Source organism: Legionella antarctica (assembly GCF_011764505.1).
GTDB lineage: Bacteria > Pseudomonadota > Gammaproteobacteria > Legionellales > Legionellaceae > Legionella > Legionella antarctica.
In genome coordinates, this window is the sequence record NZ_AP022839.1 from 2,646,883 (window position 1) to 2,672,695 (window position 25,813).

Here is a 25,813-nt window from a genome sequence, read left to right on the forward strand (position 1 = left end):
GACCTATAGAGATAAAACTATAAATTCCCTCTTTGTTTACAAAAGTACTTTGTGTATACTGTCACCCAGCGTCGATTTGAAAACTCAGCTTGCGGACGCTCAAAAGAGTTAACTTTTTTGAAAAAACGGCTAAAGCGGGCATGATAATCACCCCTACAAGCCTTCCGCCAGCTACAATCCCAGGCTAAAAGAATGATAGAACTAACTGGATTAACTAAATCCTTTTCAGGTAAACCAGCAGTAAAAGATGTAAATTTATTTATTCAAGAAGGTGAGATTTTTGGCATTATCGGTAAAAGTGGGGCAGGCAAATCCACTTTATTAAGATGCATTAATTTATTAGAACGCCCTGATAAAGGCGAAGTCATCATTGATGGTCAATTTCTAATGAATCTTTCAAGAAAAGATTTAGCTTTGGCTCGTCATAAAATTGCAATGATTTTCCAGCATTTTAATTTATTAAATTCAAAAAATGTCTATGACAATATAGCTCTTCCCATGCGAATTCAGGGAATAGATGAGGAATCCATTAAACAAAAAATCGAAGAACTACTCCCCGTTGTTGAATTAGACGATAAAAAAGATGCGTATCCATCACAACTCAGCGGGGGGCAAAAACAACGGGTAGCAATTGCTCGTGCCCTTAGTTGTTCTCCTAAAATTTTGCTTTGTGATGAGGCAACATCAGCACTTGATCCGGAAACAACTGATGCAATCCTGACCTTACTTAAAAAAATTAATGCCCTGTATGGAATTACAATAGTTCTTATTACTCATGAAATGGATGTTGTTAAGAGAATTTGCAAAAGGCTTTCTGTAATGGTTAATGGAGTAATCGTTGAAACAACAGCTTTATCAAATGTATGTAACAAACCAGACAGTCTCGCAAGAAGCATGCTCTATGCTCAACTGAGTCCAGAACTACCAGCGTGCCTCACCATTAGACTTGCAAGCTATGCAACAATGAAACCATTGCTTCGTATATTTTTCCAGGGTGAGGAGGCTACTGTACCCTTTATCAGCCAAACCAGTCGTGAATTAAATTTAGATATCAATATATTATTGGCTAATATTGATCGCTTTGATGGGGTTACATGCGGAGTTTTGGTTATTGAATTAACGGCGCATCAATTATTACTCGAAGCCTTCCTTGATCGTTGTAAACGAGCCGAACTAACTGTGGAGGTTTTAGGCTATGTCCTACCAGATGGTATATAATTTACTCAATGCAACAGGTGAAACCCTTTATATGGTAGTCATCAGTACCTTGTTTGCCATTTTGCTAGGATTCCCATTAGGCACCCTACTCTATTCATCTAAATATATTAAACCCAATCTTAAACTTCATAAAACTTTGTCAGCTCTGATTAATATATTCCGTTCTATCCCGTTTATTATATTGCTGGTTGCCATCATCCCTTTTACTCGAATTTTGGTAGGTACCTCTATAGGTATGAACGCAGCTATTGTCCCTTTAAGTATTGGTGCTACACCATTTTTTGCTCGACTGGTGGATAATGTCTTTCAAAGTTTATCCACTGGCCTAATAGAAACAGGGTACGCCATGGGTGCAAATACCCGCCAGATTATTCTCCATATTTTGCTCCCTGAGGCAAAACCTGGCTTAATTCATGCTGTCACTGTAACGGCGATTACATTAGTAAATTACTCAGCAATGGCAGGTACAGTAGGTGCAGGCGGCTTGGGCACGTTAGCAATTAATTACGGTTATCAACGTTTTGATGCAGGAGTCATGATATCAACTGTTATTGTTTTGATTCTAATGGTCCAATTAATGCAAATGTTGGGTGATTACTTGGCAAAGAATTTTATACATCACTAATTTTGGAGTCTGAAAGATGCGAATTTTAAGTTATTTTCTTCTTATATTAAGTCTGGCAGGATGCAGTAATAAACCCTCACCGAATACTTTAGTCGTAGGAACTATTGCTGGACCTGAAACTGCACTCATAGAAACAGCAAAAAATGTTGCAGAAGCAAAATACGGATTAACTATTAAAATAGTAGAGTTTAATGATTACAACTTACCTAACGAAGCCTTACAAGATAAAAGTCTGGATGTTAATGTGTACCAACATTTGCCCTATTTGAAAGCAGCGATTCTTTCTCATGGTTTTAATTTACAGGCAATAGGAAGAACTTTTGTTTATCCTATGGGAATTTACTCCCAAAAATTCAAATCGCTAAATGACCTGCCAGAAGGCGCAATTATAGCGGTTCCCAATGATCCTTCTAATGAAATGCGTGCCTTTTTATTATTAGAAGAATCACATTTAATCACTTTAAAGAATACTACCAACAATGGTACTCCCGAAATAGAGTCTAATCCCAAGAAATTCCAATTCAAAGAAATGGATGCAGCGCAATTACCCAGAGCTCTTCCCGATGTTGCCGCAGCAGTAATCAACACAACATTTGCCTTACCTGCAGGATTAAATCCCATGCGTGATGCGTTATTCACTGAGAATAAAGATTCTCCTTACGCCAATATTATTGTTATTAGACGCGATACTCAGAAAAGACCACAACTGGAATTATTTGTTAAGGCCCTGAATTCAGATGAAGTAAAAGAGAAAGCAAAAACTCTCTTTGGTGATGCAGCAATTCCTGCCTGGTAAAGGGCCTGGCCCAGCTCAGCAGCTGGGCCATAACGTGTTCCTGATAATTAATTATTTCACCTGTAAAGACACAATTTCTGCCAAATTTTTTTTCAAAAATCATTTTTTTATATAAAAATCTTGTGGTTAAATTTAATTTTCACTTAAGAAAAAGGTGTTATACTTTACTTAAGTTATTCTATAGGTATATATTATGGCCTTCTACAACGGTTTACCTCTTTTCGGCCCACATTTATTATCAAATAGCCGCTTGGCAATACATTCTCCAGAAGAACAAAAAAAGTTACAAATTGAATATAGAAACGCATTGGGCATTGGAAAAAGCACCACCTTTAGTGCTGAGGCGTTTGATGACCTGGCTAAAGGAAGCCCAAGAGACGTTCATCTTTTTAAAGAGACCAAAGGTCCTGGAGATGCTCCTCTTCATCAGAAACTCACTGGAGCTGCTTTTAAAGACGATGAACAAAATAAAAAAGACGCTGCCTCAAAAGTCAGAGAAGCAATTAATACCGCATTAACAGTTGACCAAAAATTTACAGATGCACAAAAAGATTACAATGAGTCTGTAGCTACTTTTAGACAGTTAGCGGATCAAGTACCCGGTAAATTCAAAGTAAACGCGCTAATAAACTTAATGGTTGAATTAAAAAGTAATGCAATAAAAGCAATCAAAGTGCAACAGCAAGCTGAGAAAAAAGCGCTGGAAGATAAATTTCAGGATCCAGATTTTAGAGTGAATCTAAGCCAAACTTTAAATCTCAATAGCGACTCAGATATCGATGTGGTAAAAACAAACATGATAGCAGACCTGGAGACCAACCAGAAAAAACAACTGGATTCATTTGAAAAATCAACTACAGAGTCTGTAAATACCCTCCATAAGGCAGCAGCCGCAGAACAGAGCGAACTTTTATTTATTGCTAATTTGTATAAAAACAATGCGGAAATGCGACGCATAATTATAGATAAGGTGGAACACAAACGACAACAAGCAATAAAGGATGCGCAGGATAAGGGACTGCCCCCACCGCAACAGCCTCCTGCGGTTGGCGTAACAATTGGAGCAAGTCAAAATGGGATGGTGCTTTCCGGGATTACTATGGCTGACTTGCCTCTAATAAAAACTCTTTCCGGAAAATATGACATCCATGCAATTACCGGCAAGCCAGGCTCCTTTTCAATGGATATGGGTTCAGAGCAAACTTTGGGTGCAACTCTTTTCAATCCAGCTTATTACCAGGATCCTCGCCAAAATGTTAAAGCAGATTTCATGCTCATGGTACAGGCGGTTCGAGCGTCAGGCTTTGATAAAATCAAGATGGAAATGGATTTTCAACCTCAAGAAGTTGCGCTGGAACGAGCAAGACAGGCATACGAAGCTGCTATTGAAAGTGGTTTCTCACCACAAGCAGTTCCAAAAGATGATAAAAATAAACCAGATAAAATTGTGATTATGGTCAATGGTAAAGAGATGCGAGTAGACGAACTCTTTGCCGACCAGAAGGTACGTTTAGATACTATTAATGGGAAAGCAGCCTCTATCGCTGAGGAGTTAAAAAAATTATCAGATCGGCCCAAGAGCCATGTAGATCTCGTGTCAATAAGACAAGAAATGAATGACTTAAGAGCGAAAAACAGAACAGCCAAAGAACAAGAAGTAACAGACACTCAAACCTCAGATTTAGATGGTTCAACTACGCTATCAGCATAATAAGATGATTAAGGATTAATTTGGCAGTCTTCTTACTGCCAAATCCAACTGATTATTCAATGTTCACTGCTCAAAAAATTTCACTGTTCCTAACCGTTAAATTCTGGTATTTTAAAGATTAAAATCTGTGATCAAAACTTTACGTTTTGAAAAGTAGCTCATTAATTTTTATAGAAATTTTTTAAATGCAAGGATAATTAAATCAGTGCAATTTTTTTATAATCTAAATGGATTTGATTTGTTTGGGCTAAGGAGATAGCTATGAGTGCTTGTCGTTTTGATGAATTTGAAAATGAAACTGATAATTTGAGCAACAAGGAAAAAGTTGCCACTGAATCAAGTCCTACTACCAAGTTAGAAAGAAGAAGAAAAATCGAAGATTTATTTGAAGAGAAACGCTTAAGAGAAGAGCTTGAAGAGTATGTTCCTTCTCAGTAGGTAGTCTTACGACAATTCGTCTCGCCAAACTAAGTGAGGATCTGGCATTTTGCCAGCATCACAACTCTCTATCGGAGATTGAGTGTCCTTTTTATTTAAAAATCAGCTAATTTTTCGGCGAATAAATATCAAAGCGGATTGTTTTCCCTTCAATGCATGAGTTAGCTGCAAGTAAGGATTTAGTCTTTTGTGGCCACTTAACCACCACACGTTGCTTGACGCGAGCAGTAGCTAGCTTTATCAGAGCCAAAGCATCTTGATCGGCACCAATCATTTGCTGCAGTGCCTGCATATCTTTTTTCACTAAAGCTGATTTATTGCGCTCTGGGTGCATGGGATCGATATAAATTAAATCAGGATAATCTTTTTTGGCTAAACGGTCTAAATATGAATAGGCATCTGTTTCTTTTAAAGTTAATTGCATTTGTTGTTTATCCAGGGGAGCTCTTTGTTCTATGGCATCAGCAAGCAAAGCGGCCATCACCGGATGGCGTTCGAGCATGGTCACCTCTGAACCAAAACTTGCTAAAATAGCCGCATCTCTACCCCAACCTGCCGTTGCATCAATTATTTTAAGTCCTTTAGCCGGTTTACAAGCCCGCACCAAACCTTGCTTTTTTCCTTCTGCTTTTCTTTTACTCCAAGACGCACAGGTAAAATCTGCAAAGAGCAGAGAAAAGCCCGGTATTTTTAAAGCAAGTTTCTCAGCAGTGACAAATAAACAAGGATTTGCATCCTTATCTAAAAGATAATTCAAACGTTCCGCAAGTAAATTTGCTTTAGCTTGCAAGACATCTTTTTCATAACCTACAGAAGTAATAACAGTCATGATTGCAGCAACAGCTTATCAACGTATTCCGCAAGAGAGTGAAATACAGGAACTTCGGGATAAGCCTTTAAAATCGACCTATCAGTCATGGTCGATAATACCATAATGGGATTCGCTCCAACTGCAAGAGCTGCTTGAATATCAGAAACTCTATCACCAACAAAAGGGGTATGCTTTAGCGAACAGTTAAGTCGTTTTGCTAAAGCATATAACATCCCAGGCTGAGGTTTTCTGCACAGGCATCCTTCTTCTGGCAAGTGGATGCAATATTCTATAGCATCAATGTGACCACCTGATTTTTGTACTGCTTGAACCATTTTTTCGTGTATTGCATTGAGTTCTTTTTCTGTATAAAGACCTCTTGATACCCCTGACTGATTAGTTGCGATACCGATTTTGTACCCTGCCCTATTTAATCGAACAATGGCTTCGACAGATTCAGGAATTAAAATAAACTCATCCACATTTTTAATGTACTGAAGTGAGTCCTGATTAACTACCCCATCTCTATCTAAAAGAATCAAACGAGTCATATCAGCTGTAACATAGAAATATCGGCAACCCCTTGTAATAGTTTTTGTAGACGTGCGAGGATCGCTAAACGATTCTTTTTTACTTGCTCGTCATCAACCATTACCATCACCTGATCAAAAAATGCATCTACTGGTTCTCTAAGGCTCGCCAGTTGTTTCAGCACTGAGCCGTAATCTGCTGTAACGTACAGTGACTCTATTGAGTTTGTCACTTGATTGAGGTGTTGGTAAAGGCTTTTTTCTGCTCCCTCTTCAATTAGTTTTTCATTAATATCAACATTGGAGCTTATTTTTGCTTGGCTTATTAAATTATTAACACGTTTACATGCAGCCGAAAGGGAAGCTGCTTCTGGCATAGCCACAAACGATTTTAAAGCATTTAATCTTTTGTCTAAATCATAAAGCCATTCATCCTGCCTGGCTCTTACAGCATGGATTAAATCAACGCTAATACCCAAGCTTTGATAATAAGATTGTAATCGCTCCAGAATAAAGGGTTTTAATTCAAGAACTAATGTTTTATCTACAGGAGGTAATGTTTCACCATAATTATTTATGGCCTCATCTATCAATGTAGCTATATTTAATGCTGCAGGAGTCGCGATTAGTAACCGCACAACAGCCAAAGCATGTCGACGCAATTTAAATGGATCTTTTACACCTGAGGGCTTCTGACCTATTGCAAAAATACCCACTAGAGTATCTATGCGATCAGCCAATGAAAGTGCAGTGCCTAATGTTGATTTGGGTAAATTATCCGCAGCAAATCGAGGCATATATTGCTCATTTAATGCTTGAGCCACATCCTTGTCTTCACCATCATTAAGAGCATAATAATAGCCCATCAGACCTTGTAACTCAGGAAACTCGCCAACCATACCGGTCAATAAATCACATTTACTCAATAAAGCGGCTCGCTCCGCCTGTCGCGGGGATATACCCAGTGCCAGACTTAAATGATTCATTAATTCTTTTACACGTCGTGCTTTATCCTGCAAACTTCCTAACCGTGCTTGAAATACAACCTGCTCCATTGCAGGAATATGTTGACTTAAAGGGTGTTTTTTATCTTGCTGGAAAAAGAATGCTGCATCACTCAAGCGTGCCCGCATTACTTTTTCATTCCCCTGGATCACCTGCTGAGGATTAGTACTTTCTATGTTGGCAACTGTAATAAAATGGGGCAACAACTCACCCTGCTGATTCTTTAAGGCGAATGTTTTTTGATGTGATTGCATAGACGCAATCAATGCCTCGGCTGGAACATCAAGAAACTCTTCTTCAAAATTGGCAATCAATGCCTGAGGCCATTCGACAATTGAGGTGACCTCATCAACTAACTCTTCTGGCATAACGACCGTTGCGTTATAGGGCACAGCTAATTGCTGTACTTGATCTATAATCATTTGGCGTCTGACTGAAAAATCGGCAATCACGAAACAATCTCGCATTTGCGACTCATAGCTTTGTGCGGATTGAATCGACACTTCCTTAGGATGGTGGAAGCGATGCCCCCTGCTTTGACGAGCGGTTTTAACACCAAGAATATCATGATCCAGTAGTTCATCACCAAAGATCATTACAGCCCAATGCACTGGTCTGGAAAATTCCTCTTCACCATTTCCCCAACGCATGGGTTTAGCAATTGACAAAGAGGCAATGCACCGGCTAACCAGTTCAGGCAATAGATTTTTCGTCTGGCTTCCGGAACTTTTTGTTTCACAAGCCAACCAGTCGCCTTTGTCGGTTTGTATCTTTATTAGCTGTTCAATTTCCACACCACAGGACTTTGCAAAACCCAAGAGAGCAGGAGTAGGTTTACCTTCCTGATCGTAAGCAGCAACGACTGCCGGACCTCGCCGAGTCACAGCTTGACTTTTCTGCTCCGTTTGCAAATCCTGAATCACAATAGCCAGGCGCCGGGGAGTGGCAAAGCGTTTTACCTCACCATAATGCAATTGTGCCTTATCTAAAGCCGCTAATAATAGATTGGCAAACTCATTAGCCAACGGCCAAACCGCACCTGATGGCAATTCTTCACAACCTAACTCAAATATAAAATCATTAACCATCACACACCCTTTTGCATAGGGAAGCCTAAAGCCTCTCGCGCCTGATAATAAGCTTGTGCCACTGCTCTTGACAGTTGCCTCACACGTAAAATAAAACGTTGTCGCTCGGTAACAGAGATCGCTTTACGAGCATCAAGCAAATTAAATGAATGAGATGCTTTCATTACCATTTCATAGGCAGGAAGTGGCAACTGCAAAGCGATTAATTTTTGCGCTTCGTGCTCATAATAATCAAATTGCTTAAATAATTCGTCAACATTGGCATGTTCGAAATTATAAGCCGACATCTCTACTTCATTTTGGTGGAACACATCCCCATAAGTTACTATGCCACCAGGAGTTTTACACCAGGGTAAATCAAATAAATTATCTACCCCCAAAACAAACATGGAAATACGCTCCAGGCCGTAGGTTAATTCACCGGTAACAGGTTTACAAATCAAACCACCAACTTGTTGAAAATAGGTAAATTGAGATACTTCCATACCATTTTGCCATACCTCCCAACCTAGTCCCCAAGCACCCAGGGTAGGTGACTCCCAGTTGTCCTCAACAAAACGGATATCATCTGCTAGAGGATCAACTCCTAAAGCACGTAATGAATTTAAATATTTGTCTTGAATATCCAGGGGAGAAGGCTTTAACACCACCTGAAACTGATAATAATGTTGTACACGGTTGGGATTTTCCCCATAACGTCCATCAGTAGGTCTTCTTGAAGGTTGTACATAAGCTGCAGACCAGGGTTCCGGACCTATTGCCCGCAAAAAAGTCGCAGGATGAAAGGTACCTGCGCCAACTTCCATATCGAGAGGTTGCAAAATGACACAGCCCTGAGCTGCCCAATATTGCTGTAAGGTTAAAATAATATCCTGAAATGTGGTTGGTTTTATCATGAGAATCTCAAAATTAACATTATGACGTGCACATCACGTAGGTAAACCCAAAGATTTGGAAGGACCGGTAGGTATTATAAACAAATCAGAACGATATATAGTGTCCACCTAAGTCAGCAAGTGTTGGACTGTACTTTATCCAGCACTAACCTACGTTTTTGAATAACCCTGGTTGCAAGGCAACCAGGGTTAAGAATTTAGTTTCCAGCTGCTTTTTTAATTAACTCTTGTAATGATTCTTCACTTGCAGCACCAGGAATAAATGAAGGTTCACTACCTGATTTTAGTTGACCATCAGGTGTAGAAGCTACTATAAATGCAGGTGTCCCCATCAAGTGTAATTTCTCAGCTAACTGACGATTGGCATCTAAAATATCACTGACCTCTTTACTGTCCATATCCTTCTTCAATTTGACTATATCCAGACCCAAGGATTTAGCAGTGTTCATAACGATTTGATCATCCATACGCTTTTCAACTTTGAATAAAGCTTCGTGCATGGCTTGATATTTACCTTGCATGCCTGCAGCAAGAGCTGCTCTTGAAGCCATCTCTGAGCTTTTACCAAAAATCGGAAATTCTTTATAGATGACTCGCAAATCTCTGTCTTTTTTAACCAAATTACTCATGGTTTGCGACATTTTTTTGCAATGAATGCATTGATAATCAAAAAACTCTACTACAGTAACATTTCCTTTAGGATTGCCGGCAGTTGTCAACTTACCTTGAAATAATTCGGCGGCATTTTCCTGAATTGCAGATTGAGCTTGTTGTTGCATGTTTTGTTGTTGCTTTTGTTGTAACGCTTGAGATGCTTCCAGCAGAACTTCAGGGTTACTTACCAAATAATCATGGACCAGTTTTTCAATGGCTTTTTTTTGAGCATCGGACATAGGAGGGGTAGTTGGGGCATCAACTGCCATAACTGCTGGTGATACTAAAGATGTTGCCAGTGCTCCTGCCGCTAGTAAATTTGTAAATTTCACTCAATTCCCCTTTTTAAATAGTTAACTACTAATTTAAGTCAATTTCCTTCACCAAACGGCACCCTAGCATCGAGTTGGGAAAAATTCAATATTTTAATGTATAAGTCTGTTAGATAACGATCAAAAATGGGAACATTCGTCAACTACAGTTAAATTGGCATAGGCCAATACTAACCACTTGACCCCCTGCTCTCTGAATTTAACCTGCACTCGGGTGTGTGCACCTGTTCCCTCAACCGCTAAAACAACCCCTTGGCCAAATTTGGCATGAACAACATTTTGTCCTAAAGGGATTCCTGCAGAATCAGCTGCAGATGGCATTTTCGAACGTGTGTTTACAGGAGATTGAAAACGAGCTTTAACCCGTACTTCATCAATCAATTCCTGTGGTAATTCACGTAAAAATCGTGAAGGTCTGTGATACTCTTCGCGCCCATATTGTCGTCTTACTTCAGCATAAGATAAAACCAGTTTTCGCATAGCACGAGTCATACCCACATAACACAAACGCCGCTCTTCCTCCAAACGCCCAGGCTCTTCAATAGATTGTTTTCCGGGAAAAACCCCTTCCTCCATACCCACCAAAAATACGATTGGAAACTCAAGCCCCTTTGCAGCATGAAAGGTCATCAAATGCACATAGCGCTCATGTTCTTCTGCTTGCATTTCGCCCGACTCCAAAGAAGCATGCGCTAAAAATGCATTAACAAGTGGAAGATCATCTTCCTCATCTTGCTCATAACGGTATTGTTTCGCGGCATTAATTAATTCCTGCAAGTTATCCAGACGAGACTCAGATTTATCTCCTTTAATTTTGTTGAAATGAGCGTACAAACCACTCTTCTGAATCACTTCAGATAATTGCTCGTCTAATTCCATTTGAGTTGTTTGGAGTTGTAGCGTTTCAATTAATTCAAGAAATTTTGCCAAAGACGTACTTGCTCTTTGTGCCATCGCACCGGATTGCAGCACTACTTTAGCTGCATTCCACATTGAGCTTTGTTCGGACTTAGCGTAATTGCGTAACTCATCCAATGTTTTTTCACCTATTCCTCGAGTAGGTAAATTCACTACCCGCTCAAAAGCAGTATCATCATTAGGATTTACTAATAGACGTAAGTAAGCCAATGTATCCTTTACTTCAGCTCTATCAAAAAAACGTACGCCTCCATAAATTCGATAAGCAATGCCTGTACGCAATAAAGCTTCTTCCAAAACTCGCGATTGCGCATTGGAACGATATAAAATAGCAATTTCATCCGCACTATTACCCTGATTAATTTCCATCATGATTCGTTCAGCAACAAAACGTGCTTCTTCTAATTCGTTAAAAGCGCTGTAGACCACAATCTTTTCACCAACACTTCCCGCAGTCCATAAATCTTTGCCCATGCGTGAATTATTATTGGTAATTAATTTATTTGCGGCTTCCAGAATAGTCCCCGTTGAACGGTAGTTTTGTTCCAGTCTAATAATGTGGGTCTCTTTAAAATCTTTCGAAAATTGTTGAATATTCTCCACCTTCGCTCCGCGCCATCCATAAATAGACTGGTCATCATCACCAACTGCCAAAACAGCAGCTTCTTCCCCTGCGAGAAGGCGAATCCAGGCATATTGGATGGTATTGGTATCTTGAAACTCATCCACTAATATTGCTTGAAAACGATTACGATAATGAGCAAGAATTTCGGAATTATCACGTAATAACTCATGAGCTCTTAACAATAACTCTGCAAAGTCAATAACCCCTGCGGTTTGACAGGCTTGCTCATAAGCTTGATAGATAGCAATTAAAGTCTTACCCGGACCATAATGCAATGCATTGACATGTTGGGGACGTACTCCTTCATCTTTTCGTCCATTAATAAAAGATTGCGCCTGCTTCACCGGCCATTGATCGGGATCAAGATTGAGTGAGGCAATAACCCGTTTAATCACCCTGGCCTGATCCTCTGAATCAAGAATATGAAATTGCTCTGGCAAATGGGCTTCTTTATAATGACGGCGTAATAAGCGATGGCATAAGCCATGGAAGGTTCCAACCCATAAACCTAATACCGATGTAGTGAGCATGGAGTTTAGCCGTGTTCGCATTTCACCTGCTGCCTTGTTGGTAAAGGTTACAGCCAAAATTGCATGAGGGGAAAGCTGTTGCTGTTCAATTAACCAAGCGATACGACTGACCAAAACTCGAGTTTTTCCACTTCCTGCACCCGCTAAAAGCAGCATATTTCCCATGGGAGAGGTGACTGCCTCACGTTGCCTTTCATTCAATCCGTCAAGAAATGCTGCCTTGGTCATAAATTAGTTCCAACAAAAAATAGAGTGGGTATTATCTTCAATTTAGCCAGTAAAGTAAAAGCCATTAACATTTTATCGAAGTAACCCGTTGGTATTGCTTTCAGCCTATTCAGAGCGCAAAATATCTATTCTGATAAACCACCAGTTAAGTATAATCCTAAAGGACTAATATGCACTCCCTTTACCCAGCGATTAAATCCTATGCGCAGCATGAGTTAAAAGTAAGCGGACCTCACATTCTCTATATTGAAGAGACGGGAAATCCTGAAGGAATACCTGTTGTAGTTCTTCATCCCGGGCCAGGAGCTGGATCTGATGTCTATCTGAGGCGATTTTTTGACCCACAGCGTTACAGAATTATCCTTTTTGATCAACGAGGCTGTGGTCGTTCCAGCCCTCACTTGGAAACCAGTGAAAATAATACCGCCCTCTTATTAGATGACATCGATGCAATCAGAGATTATTTAGGCTTGAATGAATTTGTTTTATCGGGTGGAGGATGGGGATCATTATTAGCCTTATTGTACGCACAAAAATTCCCACAACAAATTAAAGCATTGCTTTTGCATCAAGTATTTTTAGGCAGACAAAAAGATATAGACTGGTTTTATAAACATGGGGCAAGTTTGGTTTATCCAGATCATTGGGAAGAATTTATCAACCAGGTTCCCGAAAAAATGATGACTAATATCCCTCAATATTATGCTGATTGCGTGATGGGATCTAACGAATTAGCACGTATGAGTGCTGCAAAAAACTGGGCTCTCTGGCAAGCGCGTTGCAGCAGTTTGCAACCTCATCTGTACGTCATTGATCAATTTAGCGATCCTCATTTTGCTCTGGCACTCGCAACCCTTGAATCGTTCTTCATCACCAATCATTATTTTATCGAAGAAAATCAGGTGATGGCCAATGTTCATAAAATTAGACATATTCCTACGTACATCGTTCACGGACGCTTTGATTTGGTTACTCCTTTAGCCAGTGCCTGGGAGCTTCATCAAGCCATACCCGCTTCAAATCTTCGCATAGTTCGTGATGCGGGCCACTCTGACCGAGAGTCTGGAATTATTGACGCACTTATATATGCCAATAAGGAAATTTCCAAGCAGGATCTGGATGCATGCTGAAAGTTATTCAGAATTACTAGTGCGCATCCCAAGAAACCATAGGTGCATAAAGGTCGGGATCAGTGTGAATTGAAACCAGTACGGGTCCCCTTTTGATTGAAAAAGCAAGTTTTAGTTGCTCCTCTATTTCGCTGTCATTTGAAATAGTAATTCCCGTTATGTGACAACTTTTTGCTAACGCCTCAAAATCTGGGTTCAATAAAGCTGTTCCATACATTTGTTTTTGTTGTGCTATAACACGTTGCAATACGTTATTACAAAAAATAAATAGAATAATCTTAAGATTACATTGCGCCGCGGTGAGAAGTTCTGCTAAAACCATTTGTAATCCTCCATCGCCACAAATTCCCAGAACAAGATGATCTGGTTTGGCCAATTTAGCCGCTATCAGGGCCGGCAGACAAAACCCCATGGTTCCAAGACGATTACTAACGATTACGGTTTGATATGATTTAAGTATTAAATGTTGTGTCGCCCAAACCACACAATCACCGATATCTAAAGCAATAATTGTTTTTCTTGTATTTACAAAAGAGTTAAGTTTAGAAAAAAATACAGCCTGATGAACAAATTGAGATTTTTTAATTACGGAACGAGGTTTCACTGTTTGTATATTGTGAGGCCTGGAAGTTACTTTAGCAGTTAATTTTGCGGATATTTCATTAATATTCCCTAAAAGTATTCTCTTTTGAATAAATTGATAATTTAACAGGCTCGTGTTGGATTCACATTGAATTAAATCCCGAACCTGATCGATACGCTTATCCGTTAGAAAATAAACTAAGTCATCAACCCCAAACGCAACAATCATTTCAGCTTCCTGGATAATATCAAAAGCGTGACCATTTGCTGGTGCTCCAAATAAACCGAGCACCCCAAAATACAGTGGATGATTTTCTCGGATTAATATAGGCGCGGTTTTCTGGACACAAAAAAAGGTTTTTTAAGAGCTATTCTTCTTAATACAAAGAGGAGAATAAAATGTCTAAAAAGCGAGCTTATTATACGGCGGCCAAGAAGGCAAAAATAACGCTAGCTGCGATTGAGGGGAAACTCACACAAGCGCAAATTACCAGTGAATACGGTGTTCACGCAACGCAGGTAAAAACTTGGAAGCAATCGGCCATCAAAGCCATTAACGATTTATTCTCTGGGGCTAATGAAAAAGAAGCCAAGTCCCAAGAGCAGCTTGTTGAGGCATTATATCAAGAAATTGGTCGACTTCAAGCGCAGCTATCTTGGCTAAAAAAAAAGCATGAACTTTAGTCTGGATGAAAAGCGCGTCATGATTGATCCTCTTGCCGAGCTCACCATTCGTGAACAATGCTTGCTATTAGACTTGCCTGTTTCAAGTTATTATTATAGTGCCAAGCCCATTTCTGTCGAAGATGAAGCGCTTATGGCGCTACTTGATGAGCACTATCTGCAGTATCCATGTGAAGGTAAAATTAAGCGGGCAAGATGGCTGTCAAAAGAAGTAGGCTATCCTGTTGGTAAACGTCGAGTAAAAAAGTTGATGGAAATGATGGGGTTATCGACTGTTTACCCAAAGCCAAATACAAGCGTTCCCAATAAGGAGCATGAGGTGTTCCCTTATTTATTAAAAGAGGTGGATATCACCAAACCAAATCAGGTTTGGGCCGCAGATATCACCTACATCCGCATGAAAGGAAAGCATGTGTATTTAGTAGCTATTATGGACTGGTATAGTCGTTATGTGATTGGATGGGCTATTTCACCTACTATGGAGGCTGAATTTTGTATTGAGGCGCTTAGAAACGCTTTGCTGCATTCGCGTTGTGAGATCTTTAACACGGATCAGGGTTCTCAATTTACCTCAAAAGATTGGATAAATACGCTAAAATCTCACCACATTTCTATCAGCATGGATGGGCGAGGACGTTATTTAGATAATATATTTATCGAGCGATTGTGGCGTAGTGTTAAGCAAGAAAAAATCTACCGGTATGATTTTGATACAATTGAAGAGGTTGAGCTGGCCTTAACGGAGTATTTTGAGTATTATAATAACCGAAGGCTTCACCAGTCCTTTAATTATTTAACGCCCGCAGAGGTGTATTATGGCCGGAAAAGACCATAAACCCTAAATGAGAGCGTCATGACTTACCCACAAGGCCCACAGGCCTATACGAGAAAGTGAAGCTCTCCTGACCTGTGGACTTGTGGATAAGTCATTCTGATAGAGTTGTGGTAAAATGACCTAAGACAATTCGTAGTAGCAATCACTATTCATACGGTATTGAGTAGGTTTAAATAGGTTAATTTGAGTGAATTTTTAACTATAAATGATGGATGAATAGCTCTTATTTTTCCTTAATTTTGTTCCAGACATGCGGACCCATATCAGATGATCCCTTTGCCTGCAAAAGTAGAAATTATAGGAACGCCAATTTTTTCAGCAAACGCTTCAATATTTTTACCTGCACCACGCGCTCGGGATCCCACTGCAATTACAATTTTTTTAATTGAATCTATAGTGTCTGCAACGACTTTAAACGCCTCATCGGGAGGACTAAGTAATATAAAGGGGTGATGTAGTTGGTTGTAATGCTTTGTTGCAGAAGCCAGTTGAGTATTGGTAAATTCTGTCAGCTGAAGATCCGTTGCAATTGCAAGATGAGCTGGTCTGTTATGTCGGATGATATAACCAATAGCCGCCTGTAATAATTGTGGCACTTGAGCGGGATGTTCACACACTGCATTAAATCCACAACAAGATTCAAGCAGCTGGATCTGATTCACACTTTGAAAATGAGATAGTCCGTGCCTTACAGTTGGTGTTAAACCAGTAATTGCAAGTACTGGAGAACAGTCTAGTTCTGCATCAAGCAAGCCGGTGATTAAATTAGATGCACCAGGACCACTTGTAGCCATACAGACGCCAATCTCTTCTGTTATTTTCCCATGCGCTGAGGCAGCCAAGGCAGCTGCTAATTCATTACGCATCAATACCCATTCCAGCTCAGGATGCTTCTCAATGGCATCCATAAGCGGCAAAATTGATGCACCTGGATAGCCAAAAATATGCCGTACTTTATAAAGGGCCAAATAATTACAAATATGTTCTGCAACATTCATTGCATACCCTCCCGCTTGGGAAAACATCTATAATCTTGTAGAATAAGCGACACTCAATTGTTTCTATAAGCATCATTATGATTACCGACCAAATAGTACCTATAATAGTTATTATAGTTCTCGGAATCTGGATTGAAAAAAATAAATTGTTGGGTTCCGAGGGATATCGAGTAATTAACACTTTTGCATACTATATCGGCATGCCTTTACTCCTGATTTCATCGATTGCCACTAATCCTATCATTTTGCAAGACTATCGAAGTTATTCATTAGCATTTGTATGTTCTATGCTGATCCTTTTTATAGGTCTTTTTTGTTATTTTATTATTAAAGACAATAAAATCCAGTTAGCCGCATTAAAAGGATTAGGATCAACTTTTCCAAATTCAGGATTTATTGGTATACCCGTATTAACAGCATTATTTGGGCAAGCAGGTTTGACTACAGCAGCATTTTCAACACTACTGACATTAGTTCCTTTCTCCATTGCAATTATAGTTCTAGAGATTAATAAATGCGGTTTTCGAATGGCGTTTATTGATGCGTTTCGCTCAATTATAAAAAACCCCCTTCTGTTAGCGACTGTTACTGGTTTACTTATCTCTCATTACCATTTAGCTCTACCACCTATTATGCTAACTACTTTTCAGATTCTGGGCAATTCAGCAATACCATTAGCGTTGCTAGGGGTCGGACAAATGCTGGTTGTGTTCAAAATAAATAAACTATCTGAAATTTATTCGCTTGCGTTAATAAAATTATTTGTTCATCCCTTGGTGGCATTCTGTTTTTTTTATTGGTTTCATGTTAATCCACCATTGATGGTGATGGGAGTAATTATCGCATCCTTACCAACTGCTGTGATGCAATCGGTATTGGCCTATCAGTACAATGCTTACGAAGCTGAAAGCTCCGGATTAGTGTTGTTAACTACAGTTTTGTCATTCATAACTTTGCCTTTAACAATATACTTAATTAACAGAATCGGATTTGTAGTTTAGTTTCGAGTGCATGTAAGGAGAGGTGTAAGGACCTCATTTGAGCTTGATTACGTCAATCATTATCAGGCATTGGTTCAGTCACTGGAGAGACTTCTTTATTTGGTCTGAGTACTTTAGCCTACAACTGCTTATACGTTTTTTAAAACAACCCCTGTTGCAGAGGCTGTTAAAATCGTTGCGCGCCGCCCATTAGCTAGTCATGAGATCAGCTGCTCATGAACCTTAATTTTGAACTTACGACCGGTTTGCAAGAATCACAAACTGGTGTAACATCAATCGTAAGTATCTAATAATTAGAAATATAATGCGCTTAATTGTAATGTTTTACAGTATGATTGGAACCCTCTTGTTAACAGGCTGTGCTGTGCACAAAGGAACTAATCCCGTTGACCCTTACGAATCCTTTAATCGCAAGGTATACAATTTCAACATGGCTGTTGATGCCACCATGTTAAGACCCCCAGCAAAACTCTATCATGCCGTTGTTCCGCGAGTAGTTCGCAAGGGAATTGGAAATGCTTTTAATAATCTGGATATGCTTCCCACCATCGCCAGTGATATTCTTCAAGCCGAAGGAAAATGGGCGATTAAAGATTCCTGGCGTTTTGTTATTAACTCTTCTTTAGGAGTTGCAGGTTTATTTGATGTTGCTGATAAATTCGGCCTACCGCCACATTACAACGATTTAGGAATAACCTTTGCTAAATGGGGAGATAAACACTCGCCCTATCTGGTCATTCCTTTGATAGGGCCGAGCACAATTCGTGATGGCTCAGGATGGTTATTCCAATTTGCTCTTTGGAGCCCCTATGTTTACATTCGGAATGATGCGCTAGCCTTTGGTTTATTTGGATTACGTTATTTAGATTTGCGTTCACAACTGTTTGATTCAGAGCGCATAATGAATGAAGCTTTAGACAAATATTCATTTATGAGAGATGCTTACCTGCAACACCGAGCCTACCTCATTGCTGGAGCAGAACAAGATGATGGTTCGCTTTACGTAGATGATGCAGCAGCAGACCAAGTAGCTCTTGGCAAGGAAAGTGGAGCCAGGAATGATCCGGCTCCAGCAGATTATATAGATGAATAGTTCTTTATGCATTGCATTTAGCCCGTATTAGCGCAGTGTAAGCGGGCTATCTGGCTAAATAACTACTGATGCTGCACGTATTTTTTCAAGACAACGTAAGTAATCACCTGCAACATCCAATCCAGTTTCAGTTGAAATTTCACACAGACAAGTCGGACTGGTTACATTTATCTCGGTCAAATAATCCCCTATCACATCGATCCCCACAAAATACAAACCTTTTGCTTTCAGGGTGGGGGCTAATTGTTCACAGATCCATTTATCTCTTGCAGAAATTGCAACAACTTCGCCTTTGGCGCCTGCTGCTAAATTACCGCGTAATTCTCCTTTGGCAGGAATACGTGCTAAAGCGTAAGGAACAGGTTCACCATTAAGTAACAAAATACGTTTATCTCCCGCTGTTGTGATTTCAGGAATATAACGCTGAGCCATAATATTAATGTTTTGCCCTTGGGTTAGTACTTCCAGAATTACTGATAAGTTTCGCCCATGCTGATCCACGTAAAAAACGGAACTCCCTCCCATCCCCTCCAATGGTTTAAAAATAACATGTTGATGGGTTTTCCAAAATTCTTTTAAACGTACAATGTCGCAGGAAACCAGTGTTGCAGGACAACATTGAGAAAAATTCAAAGTAAAATACTTCTCATTTGCATCACGCAGACTTTGAGGTTTATTAGCTACCAATACCCCATCGCGTTCGGCTAACTCCAATGCATAGGTGGTATAAATATATTCCATGTTAAAGGGAGGATCTTTACGCATCAGAATGATGTCAAAATCACTCAAGGGCTGCTCACCCAAATCTTTAGTTTTAGCCCAATCACTACTGTATACATCGCCAATAGTGATGTCATAAACCCGTGAGTATGCATGTCCTTCACGACAAAATAAATCCATCTGCGTGAAATATACACAAGACCAGCCCAAATCCTTGGCACTCTTGATCATAGCAACAGTAGTATCCTTGTGTGGCTTTAATTGATGCAAAGGATCGATAAGTACCGCGAGTTTCATTATTCTCCTCCAATTGCCGCAACTTCTCGTGCTGCCGCTAAAGCGGCCAGACGTGCGATCACTCCATAGACATAAAAACGATTGGGACAATCCACTACTTCCAAATCATCACTGGGCATGTTGCAGGCTTGAGCAAAAGCCAGAGGTTCAAAATGCATTCCAGGAGCATTGAGATTCTCATCTATCCCCCTACTCTGATGGACTCGATAAAAACCACCAACAACAAATTGACCAATCATGTAGACAACTGGCTCTGCCACAGCACCATCAGGCATAGTTTCAAAAGTATAAACTCCTTCCTGAATAATCACCCTATCTACCTTGCGGCTTCCTTTACTAGATGACATCTTGGTACGCTGCTTTCTATTTAACTGCCGCAACTCCTCACCATCATGCACCATCATAACACTCATACCATAAGTACCATTATCAGCTTTAACTACTGCAAAGGGCCTATCCGTTATGCCATAAGTAGCATACTTATCACGCACTAATGATAGTATTTTATCTACCTCGTGGGCTAATTGTTCAACGCCCTCTTGAGCCATGAAATCAACTCGGTCTAAAGCACTAAAATAGGGATCAATTAACCAGGAATCAATGCCAGCCAACTCAGCAAACTCAGTAGCTACTTCGTTAAAAAAATGAAAATGGCTTGATTTCAAACGCGTTGCCCAGCCCAATTTTGCAGTGGGTCTAATCCGTTGTTGCAAACCCTGCAAAATTTCAGGAATACCTGAAGATAAGTCATTATTTAACATTAGAAAGCAAGGATTAAAATTATTCAGTCCTACTCGATTCCCCTGACGTTGCAGAGGCTCTATCAATAAAGCCTCGCCATGCTCAAGAATTACTTCAAAAGGATCTTTAAGTTCTGGATCTAAACTACCAATACGCACCACAAATCCCGCCTTGGTTAATATATTGTGCAGCACGTTCAGGCTTTGTAAATAAAATTTATTACGGGTATGACTTTCGGGAAGAATTAATATTTTAGTGCAATCAGGAATATACTCCACCAATACGGATTGTGCAGCTTGAATACATAAAGGCAAAAATTCCGGATTTAAATTATTAAAACCCGCTGGAAATAAATTAGTATCAACTGGAGCCAGTTTAAAGCCGGCATGACGCAGATCCACTGATGAGGTTAAAGGTGGTGGGGTTTCTTTCCACTTTAGACGGAACCAGGCCTCTATTTCAGGAACCTGATTTAAAATAATTTTTTCCACATGATGTAAAGGACCTGAATGAGCGGTAGTCAAATGTGGGACTGGGACTTCGGTGGCATTCATACTCATACCCGTTATATTTTGAATGGATTAATGGTACCGATGTTGATGATAAAATGAAAGATCTACCTGATTTTATGTCTCAGAAGTTCTTTGATATAGTAATCCCTAAAATACTATGGAGCTATCTTCATGATAGACAAGAAGTTATATCAGTCTGGTAAAAAAATCACTGCTTTCTACCGAAAATGGCTGTCTGCTGATTGGTCAACACCATTATTTTCCATCCAGCATTTATTAAATCCACTCAAATTCATTAAAGTTTCTATATCCTCAGCAATTTCTGGAACGGTATTGAGATGAGCTACACTCTTAAAAAAAAAGAGACCATCATAATTCGCTTGCAATTGTTTTAAAGCTTTAGAAAACTCCATATAGCCGGCTGGTATGGGGAAGAGCATAGCAGAAGTAGAGCATAACCTGGACTGGGATTGTAAATCATATTTTTTTAGTATCGTCTCAAGATTCTGTTTAAAGGTCTTTTCATACTCCTCCAGCGTTTCAACCAATTGCTGTGATATCTCCCGATACTGAGTATCCACATTTACCTGGCTTAACTCTTCAGCAGAGTAATCAACTGTTTGCAACCCTTCTTTGTTTCCCAAATAGATAAGATCAATTCGTTTATTATCCTCAAGCAGCTGCTCTTGATGCTCTATAATGTAGTCCGTACGTAACATGCCCTGTATATGCTGCTGAACCCGTTCTTTTTTACTGTAAGCATCCAGACGATTCGGATTGAATTCTATAGACCATCTAAGGGAATGAGTCATAAATAAAAAATTCATCAATAGATAATTGGTACGACAATTAACATCAGGAAATAAATGTAATATCTCCAACTCATGAACCAACTCGTCAATTATTTCAATAATTTCCATAGGGCATTTTGCCAAGCCAATGGTATTTTGATATTTTTTCAGGGCTACATTAGCCCACTTTTCTGCGAGTTTTGGCTCAGGTGTGCAAAGAGAAATATCATTTGAATTCTGGATGCGAGCATAAATAGTTTTTGCCAGTGTTTCAAGTTCAGGACCAGTACACTCTTTAATATTGATCGCGGATGACTCAATATTTCCAGCTGCTGCTACTGCATTCGCACGGGCATGGATTAGATCATATTGAAGCTCCATTTTTGTTGACCTTCTGGAAAATTTCCTTGCTGAATCACAATAGTAATAGCTTAAATTACCCCAAAATTGAGATCGAGCTACTTTTTTATCGGGCTTAAAATTTTCCAGGAAGTCCTTAACAATCCTTTTTACATCCTTATACGCAATCTCTTTTTCTTTGCAGGTTTCTCTGATAGCTCTATTCTCAAATTCCTCTATTTTTATAATCATCTCGTTGGTTAATTCCCCGGCTGCATCGAAGTATTGCTTCCAGGGCTTTTCCTCCTGGATAATGGAATACATATTCCAACAAAAAGTAGCAACAACATTGCTTCTTTTGACAGGACCAATTCTAAAACCAGTTGCTTCGTTATCGTTCTTGATTCGTTGTAATAACTCCTTAATACCATCAATTGTTACTGCATCAGAACTCAAAGAAAAAGCATTGTAGCTTGTTCTAAAGAGTCCCCTCCTATCCTCCGTTGAACCGAAAAAAACACTATCGCTTAATAGCTTTTGAACTGTTTGTATGTGTTCAAGGGTAAAATGATTTAACGTTAGAGGGAACCGATTGCACAGGAACGTTGTTGTTTGAAATAAATCATAGATACAACCGTTCCCATTCGGCTCTCTTGCATTATAATGACGCCAATTTTCAAAATTGAGAAAATGCTGATGATCAGTAAAAAGCATAAAAAGTAATTCATCAGGTATTTGTTTTAAATAAAGTAAAGGAGGTTTGTTTAATTGTAATTTTGAATCCTCAACTAAACTAAAAGAGGAGATTTGTGCGACTTCACGATCCCGCATACCCAACTCATCGAAAGGTAGCTTAAACCCTTTCACATAGACGTTTTTAATAAATAATGAGCATTTTTTTGCCTTTTCTTTATCTGAGCGCAATCCCTGAATTTCTTTACAAAACTTTAGAGTATTTTTTTCATTTAGATCGCCTTCTGCTTCTATCTCTAATTCCATGATACCCGCAGTAGCCATCTGTTTTTTTAAGTCAAAAGACTTATCTCTGTTAGCTCTTTCAAGACTTGGATAGACTAAATATTCCTTGCGTAATATTGCCCGTTCTATAATTTGAGCGATTTTTGTAGCGCACCCCGCATCATTATAAAATGTGGATAAATCGGGAATAAGTATATAGCGTTTTAAAGGCATGGGAGCTCTTTTGAGATCATCATATAAAAATTATGGCATTAAACGATAATAAATCAAAAAATTGACCTTTACGAAGTAAACATAAATACCAAAGTTTCGTAGTTAAACGGTTCTTGAAATGGCATAATCAATCATCATTCAGGCTTATTTGCTTTCTTTGTATGCACCCACTTAAAACTATAAAAGCACTCTTGCTTCTCATTCTCCTGGGTATTATTTGGGGTTCTGGTTACACTTTGGCTAAATTCGCCATGATTAATGGAGTCTCGCCACTAGGGTATGCGTTCTGGCAATCTTTAGGCCCGGCTGTGTTATTGACTTGCTTTTGCCTTGGAACGAAGAAAACATCCATGCTCAATCCCCAACATTGGCCTTATTTTCTCTTGTGCGGGCTGATTGGTATTGCCATTCCCAATACCAATATGTACTTTATAGCCAGCCATATTCCAGCTGGAGTATTGGCTGTTCTGGTTAATACGGTTCCTTTAATAGTTTATCCTCTAGCACTCATATCTGGTCAAGAAAAGCACGATAAGTGGCGGTTTTTAGCTTTATTACTCGGCATGACAGGAATATTACTCATTATAGGAATTAACACTGCAGGACTTTATTCCAGCTGGACCCTGTTGGCCATGATAACTCCCCTGGGTTTTGCACTGTGTTCTTTGTATATAGGTGCCAAACAACCCCAGGAATTAAACTCTCTGCAGGCAGCAAGCGGCATGTTGCTTACAGCATCTATCTTACTTATCCCTATGGTCATTAATCAACATGCCTTTTACTCGTTATCAGGACCATTGACTGTTGTTAAACAAATTATTATTTTAGAAATTATATTATCCAGTTTAGGATATTTACTCTTTTTTATTCTTATCCGCATGGCAGGTCCGGTATTTTATAGTCTAACTGGAGGGATAGTTTCATTAACTGGCCTCTTCTGGGGTTATTTGGTCTTTGGTGAAACACCTACTTCTGTTCAAAGTGTAGCGGTGGCTTTAGTTATTTTTTCCCTTTTTCTGTTATCATGGAGACAGTCGAGACAAACTCAAGGAGCTTGATTGATGCTAAGTGAACTAGCAAAGCAGTTTGCTACGCAAATCCAGTCGTTTTTTTATTTAATTATGTTAATTAATGGCATCTTACATTTCATATTTGCAGGGGCCGTAGCACGTGATGCAGGTAATTTATATAGACTGGGACAAAAACCAGTTTTAGTTTCTGCGCCAACATGGGCCTTTGCTACTTTGATTGGTGGTGTATTTACTGCAACAATATATTGGATTCTCCACCACTCCACATTAACAAGACCAGCACTGAGAGAAAGACCCTATGACAAAGCATGAAATTAAAACTATAGACGTTCATGAATTAAAAAATAAAATGGATGGGCAGCAAGACTTATGTTTAATTGACGTTCGTGAATTGGAAGAATGGCAGGCAGTCCGTATTCCAGGAGCTCATCATATTCCTAAAGATACTATTAGCGCCAACATAGAAACTAAAGTTTCCGATAAAAAACATCCAGTCTATCTTCATTGCCGTGGCGGTGTCAGGTCGCTCCATGCGGCACAGAGCTTAATAGATATGGGCTATCAAGAAGTGTACTCTGTAAATGGAGGGATTACTGAGTGGGCTATGTTTGGTTATCCGGTTAAGGAATGAATTATACCCCCTAAATAAGGGGGTAGTTTCATAATCTGTCTATCGTTGGCCCTGCTATAACACAATCCTTTTTCACAGGTTCAACAGAACTACTGCCAAAAATACTCCCAAATCCTAAATATCCTCTGGACACGACTACTGGCTTCTTAGCCTCCAGTTCCTCGAGATGTCGCTCTTTAGCTCTTTGTATGACCTCCATTCCCCAGGTATGAACTTTAGTCGATAAAGTAATAATGTCTGATTCAACTGAATATCCTTTGATGTCGAAAGGCTGCTCTTCTAAATAACCCTTTTTAGGTTTAGCGGATTTATAGACGTGCATTAGGAGAAACTTCCTTAAAGACCCATACATATCTACTAAATCAGCAGTGTCTGGGTAGTTATTTGTATTAAGGTCAAGAGACGCGGTTAAATGATTATATAGGGTGCTTCTTTCTGGTGAGACATAGGGGAATGTAGTTTCGTAAATTACTTTAATTTGATCGCGAATATAAAAAGTTATCGCATTTAAAATGCGTGCTTGTATTCTACGCGCCTCTTCGGTTTTTGGATTAACAGCATCCAAAAGTGCGATGGTTTTAAGTAATAACCGGGCTTGAATTCTTCTGTCATCAGGCAGTTTCTCTATAGACTCTTCAAGTTTTAGTGGGTCAAGTCCTTTGGATTTGATTTCAGTGACGATACTTTCTTTTATACTTGTTTTAAGCAGATCATAGGCTACCAGGGTAAATGACATTGTACATTCTCCTTATACTCCATTAAAAGGATGGTGAAATCTATTCCACCGGAATGTCAGTTTAAACTAATTATCTATTTTCGTCATATAATTTTT

25 protein-coding genes are annotated in these 25,813 nt (G+C 39.4%); 13 read left to right on the forward strand and 12 right to left on the reverse strand.

Annotation, left to right across the window (positions count from 1 at the left end):
- The first annotated feature begins 192 nt into the window (after window positions 1-192).
- The 5 genes from HRS36_RS12525 (at window position 193) to HRS36_RS12545 (ending at window position 4,788) form a co-directional block, all read left to right on the forward strand.
- Window positions 193-1,218, forward strand: coding sequence for a methionine ABC transporter ATP-binding protein (locus HRS36_RS12525; RefSeq protein WP_173237566.1), 1,026 nt, complete (start codon window positions 193-195; stop codon window positions 1,216-1,218).
- Window positions 1,196-1,843, forward strand: a complete 648-nt coding sequence (locus tag HRS36_RS12530; protein ID WP_173237567.1) for a methionine ABC transporter permease — start codon at window positions 1,196-1,198, stop codon at window positions 1,841-1,843. The genes HRS36_RS12525 and HRS36_RS12530 overlap by 23 nt, the downstream gene beginning before the upstream one ends.
- A 16-nt stretch (window positions 1,844-1,859) precedes the next feature.
- A complete protein-coding gene (locus HRS36_RS12535) occupies window positions 1,860-2,639 on the forward strand; it encodes a MetQ/NlpA family ABC transporter substrate-binding protein (RefSeq protein WP_173237568.1) in 780 nt (259 codons plus the stop codon).
- Window positions 2,640-2,832: 193 nt separating this feature from the next.
- Window positions 2,833-4,350: a hypothetical protein gene (locus HRS36_RS12540; protein ID WP_173237569.1), complete on the forward strand. Its 1,518-nt coding sequence runs from the start codon at window positions 2,833-2,835 to the stop codon at window positions 4,348-4,350.
- A 261-nt stretch (window positions 4,351-4,611) separates the two neighbouring features.
- The gene (locus tag HRS36_RS12545) at window positions 4,612-4,788 is read left to right on the forward strand and encodes a PA3496 family putative envelope integrity protein (RefSeq protein WP_173237570.1); all 177 of its coding nucleotides are present in this window, start codon (window positions 4,612-4,614) and stop codon (window positions 4,786-4,788) included.
- A 106-nt stretch (window positions 4,789-4,894) separates the two neighbouring features.
- On the opposite strand, the gene HRS36_RS12550 is transcribed toward HRS36_RS12545, so the two are convergent.
- From HRS36_RS12550 to uvrD, 6 genes are all read right to left on the reverse strand, one after another.
- Window positions 4,895-5,617 (reverse strand): class I SAM-dependent methyltransferase, encoded by a 723-nt coding sequence (locus HRS36_RS12550; protein ID WP_173237571.1) that lies wholly within the window; start codon window positions 5,615-5,617, stop codon window positions 4,895-4,897.
- On the reverse strand, window positions 5,614-6,150 hold the full coding sequence (gene gmhB / locus HRS36_RS12555; RefSeq protein ID WP_173237572.1) for a D-glycero-beta-D-manno-heptose 1,7-bisphosphate 7-phosphatase: 537 nt from the start codon (window positions 6,148-6,150) through the stop codon (window positions 5,614-5,616). The genes HRS36_RS12550 and gmhB overlap by 4 nt, the downstream gene beginning before the upstream one ends.
- Entirely contained in the window at window positions 6,147-8,222 is a 2,076-nt protein-coding gene (gene glyS, locus HRS36_RS12560; protein ID WP_173237573.1) for a glycine--tRNA ligase subunit beta, read from the reverse strand. The genes gmhB and glyS overlap by 4 nt, the downstream gene beginning before the upstream one ends.
- The gene (glyQ, locus tag HRS36_RS12565) at window positions 8,222-9,118 is read right to left on the reverse strand and encodes a glycine--tRNA ligase subunit alpha (RefSeq protein ID WP_173237574.1); all 897 of its coding nucleotides are present in this window, start codon (window positions 9,116-9,118) and stop codon (window positions 8,222-8,224) included. The genes glyS and glyQ overlap by 1 nt, the downstream gene beginning before the upstream one ends.
- 197 nt (window positions 9,119-9,315) lie before the next feature.
- Complete coding sequence (locus HRS36_RS12570; protein WP_173237575.1) at window positions 9,316-10,104, reverse strand: DsbA family protein; 789 nt, start codon at window positions 10,102-10,104, stop codon at window positions 9,316-9,318.
- 120 nt (window positions 10,105-10,224) lie between these two features.
- Window positions 10,225-12,405 carry a DNA helicase II gene (gene uvrD / locus HRS36_RS12575; protein WP_173237576.1) on the reverse strand — a complete coding sequence of 727 codons (2,181 nt, stop codon included), beginning with the start codon at window positions 12,403-12,405 and terminating at the stop codon, window positions 10,225-10,227.
- Between the two features lie 170 nt (window positions 12,406-12,575).
- On the opposite strand from uvrD, the gene pip reads away from it, so the two are divergent.
- A complete protein-coding gene (pip, locus tag HRS36_RS12580) occupies window positions 12,576-13,535 on the forward strand; it encodes a prolyl aminopeptidase (RefSeq protein ID WP_173237577.1) in 960 nt (319 codons plus the stop codon).
- 16 nt (window positions 13,536-13,551) lie between these two features.
- Here the strand turns inward: pip and HRS36_RS12585 are convergent, their stop codons facing one another.
- Window positions 13,552-14,346, reverse strand: a complete 795-nt coding sequence (locus tag HRS36_RS12585; protein ID WP_173237578.1) for a thiamine pyrophosphate-dependent enzyme — start codon at window positions 14,344-14,346, stop codon at window positions 13,552-13,554.
- Between the two features lie 170 nt (window positions 14,347-14,516).
- Between HRS36_RS12585 and HRS36_RS12590 the strand changes: the two genes are divergently transcribed.
- The gene (locus HRS36_RS12590; RefSeq protein ID WP_173235475.1) at window positions 14,517-14,801 is read left to right on the forward strand and encodes a transposase; all 285 of its coding nucleotides are present in this window, start codon (window positions 14,517-14,519) and stop codon (window positions 14,799-14,801) included.
- Window positions 14,791-15,636 (forward strand): IS3 family transposase, encoded by an 846-nt coding sequence (locus HRS36_RS12595; RefSeq protein ID WP_173235473.1) that lies wholly within the window; start codon window positions 14,791-14,793, stop codon window positions 15,634-15,636. The genes HRS36_RS12590 and HRS36_RS12595 overlap by 11 nt, the downstream gene beginning before the upstream one ends.
- 263 nt (window positions 15,637-15,899) lie before the next feature.
- Here HRS36_RS12595 and HRS36_RS12600 read toward each other — a convergent pair whose 3' ends face one another.
- The gene (locus tag HRS36_RS12600) at window positions 15,900-16,661 is read right to left on the reverse strand and encodes a thiamine pyrophosphate-binding protein (RefSeq protein WP_226905468.1); all 762 of its coding nucleotides are present in this window, start codon (window positions 16,659-16,661) and stop codon (window positions 15,900-15,902) included.
- Between the two features lie 50 nt (window positions 16,662-16,711).
- Here HRS36_RS12600 and HRS36_RS12605 point away from each other — a divergent pair, with 50 nt between their 5' ends.
- Together HRS36_RS12605 and HRS36_RS12610 are read left to right on the forward strand one after the other, a co-directional pair.
- Window positions 16,712-17,635, forward strand: coding sequence for an AEC family transporter (locus HRS36_RS12605; protein ID WP_173237580.1), 924 nt, complete (start codon window positions 16,712-16,714; stop codon window positions 17,633-17,635).
- 304 nt (window positions 17,636-17,939) lie between these two features.
- Window positions 17,940-18,728 (forward strand): MlaA family lipoprotein, encoded by a 789-nt coding sequence (locus HRS36_RS12610; protein WP_173237581.1) that lies wholly within the window; start codon window positions 17,940-17,942, stop codon window positions 18,726-18,728.
- Between the two features lie 54 nt (window positions 18,729-18,782).
- Here the strand turns inward: HRS36_RS12610 and gshB are convergent, their stop codons facing one another.
- The 3 genes from gshB to HRS36_RS12625 all read right to left on the reverse strand — a co-directional run bounded on the left by gshB (window position 18,783) and on the right by HRS36_RS12625 (window position 23,319).
- Window positions 18,783-19,745 (reverse strand): glutathione synthase, encoded by a 963-nt coding sequence (gene gshB / locus HRS36_RS12615; protein ID WP_173237582.1) that lies wholly within the window; start codon window positions 19,743-19,745, stop codon window positions 18,783-18,785.
- Window positions 19,745-21,040 (reverse strand): glutamate--cysteine ligase, encoded by a 1,296-nt coding sequence (gshA, locus tag HRS36_RS12620; protein ID WP_173237583.1) that lies wholly within the window; start codon window positions 21,038-21,040, stop codon window positions 19,745-19,747. The genes gshB and gshA overlap by 1 nt, the downstream gene beginning before the upstream one ends.
- Before the next feature lie 176 nt (window positions 21,041-21,216).
- Complete coding sequence (locus tag HRS36_RS12625; protein ID WP_173237584.1) at window positions 21,217-23,319, reverse strand: hypothetical protein; 2,103 nt, start codon at window positions 23,317-23,319, stop codon at window positions 21,217-21,219.
- Between the two features lie 161 nt (window positions 23,320-23,480).
- On the opposite strand from HRS36_RS12625, the gene HRS36_RS12630 reads away from it, so the two are divergent.
- From HRS36_RS12630 to HRS36_RS12640, 3 genes are read left to right on the forward strand one after another with little or no spacing between them, the layout of a single operon-like run.
- The gene (locus HRS36_RS12630) at window positions 23,481-24,377 is read left to right on the forward strand and encodes a DMT family transporter (RefSeq protein ID WP_173237585.1); all 897 of its coding nucleotides are present in this window, start codon (window positions 23,481-23,483) and stop codon (window positions 24,375-24,377) included.
- Between the two features lie 3 nt (window positions 24,378-24,380).
- Complete coding sequence (locus HRS36_RS12635; protein ID WP_173237586.1) at window positions 24,381-24,662, forward strand: hypothetical protein; 282 nt, start codon at window positions 24,381-24,383, stop codon at window positions 24,660-24,662.
- Window positions 24,649-24,981 (forward strand): rhodanese-like domain-containing protein, encoded by a 333-nt coding sequence (locus tag HRS36_RS12640; protein WP_173237587.1) that lies wholly within the window; start codon window positions 24,649-24,651, stop codon window positions 24,979-24,981. The genes HRS36_RS12635 and HRS36_RS12640 overlap by 14 nt, the downstream gene beginning before the upstream one ends.
- A 28-nt stretch (window positions 24,982-25,009) precedes the next feature.
- On the opposite strand, the gene HRS36_RS12645 is transcribed toward HRS36_RS12640, so the two are convergent.
- On the reverse strand, window positions 25,010-25,717 hold the full coding sequence (locus tag HRS36_RS12645; RefSeq protein WP_173237588.1) for a hypothetical protein: 708 nt from the start codon (window positions 25,715-25,717) through the stop codon (window positions 25,010-25,012).
- Between the last annotated feature and the right edge of the window lie 96 nt (window positions 25,718-25,813).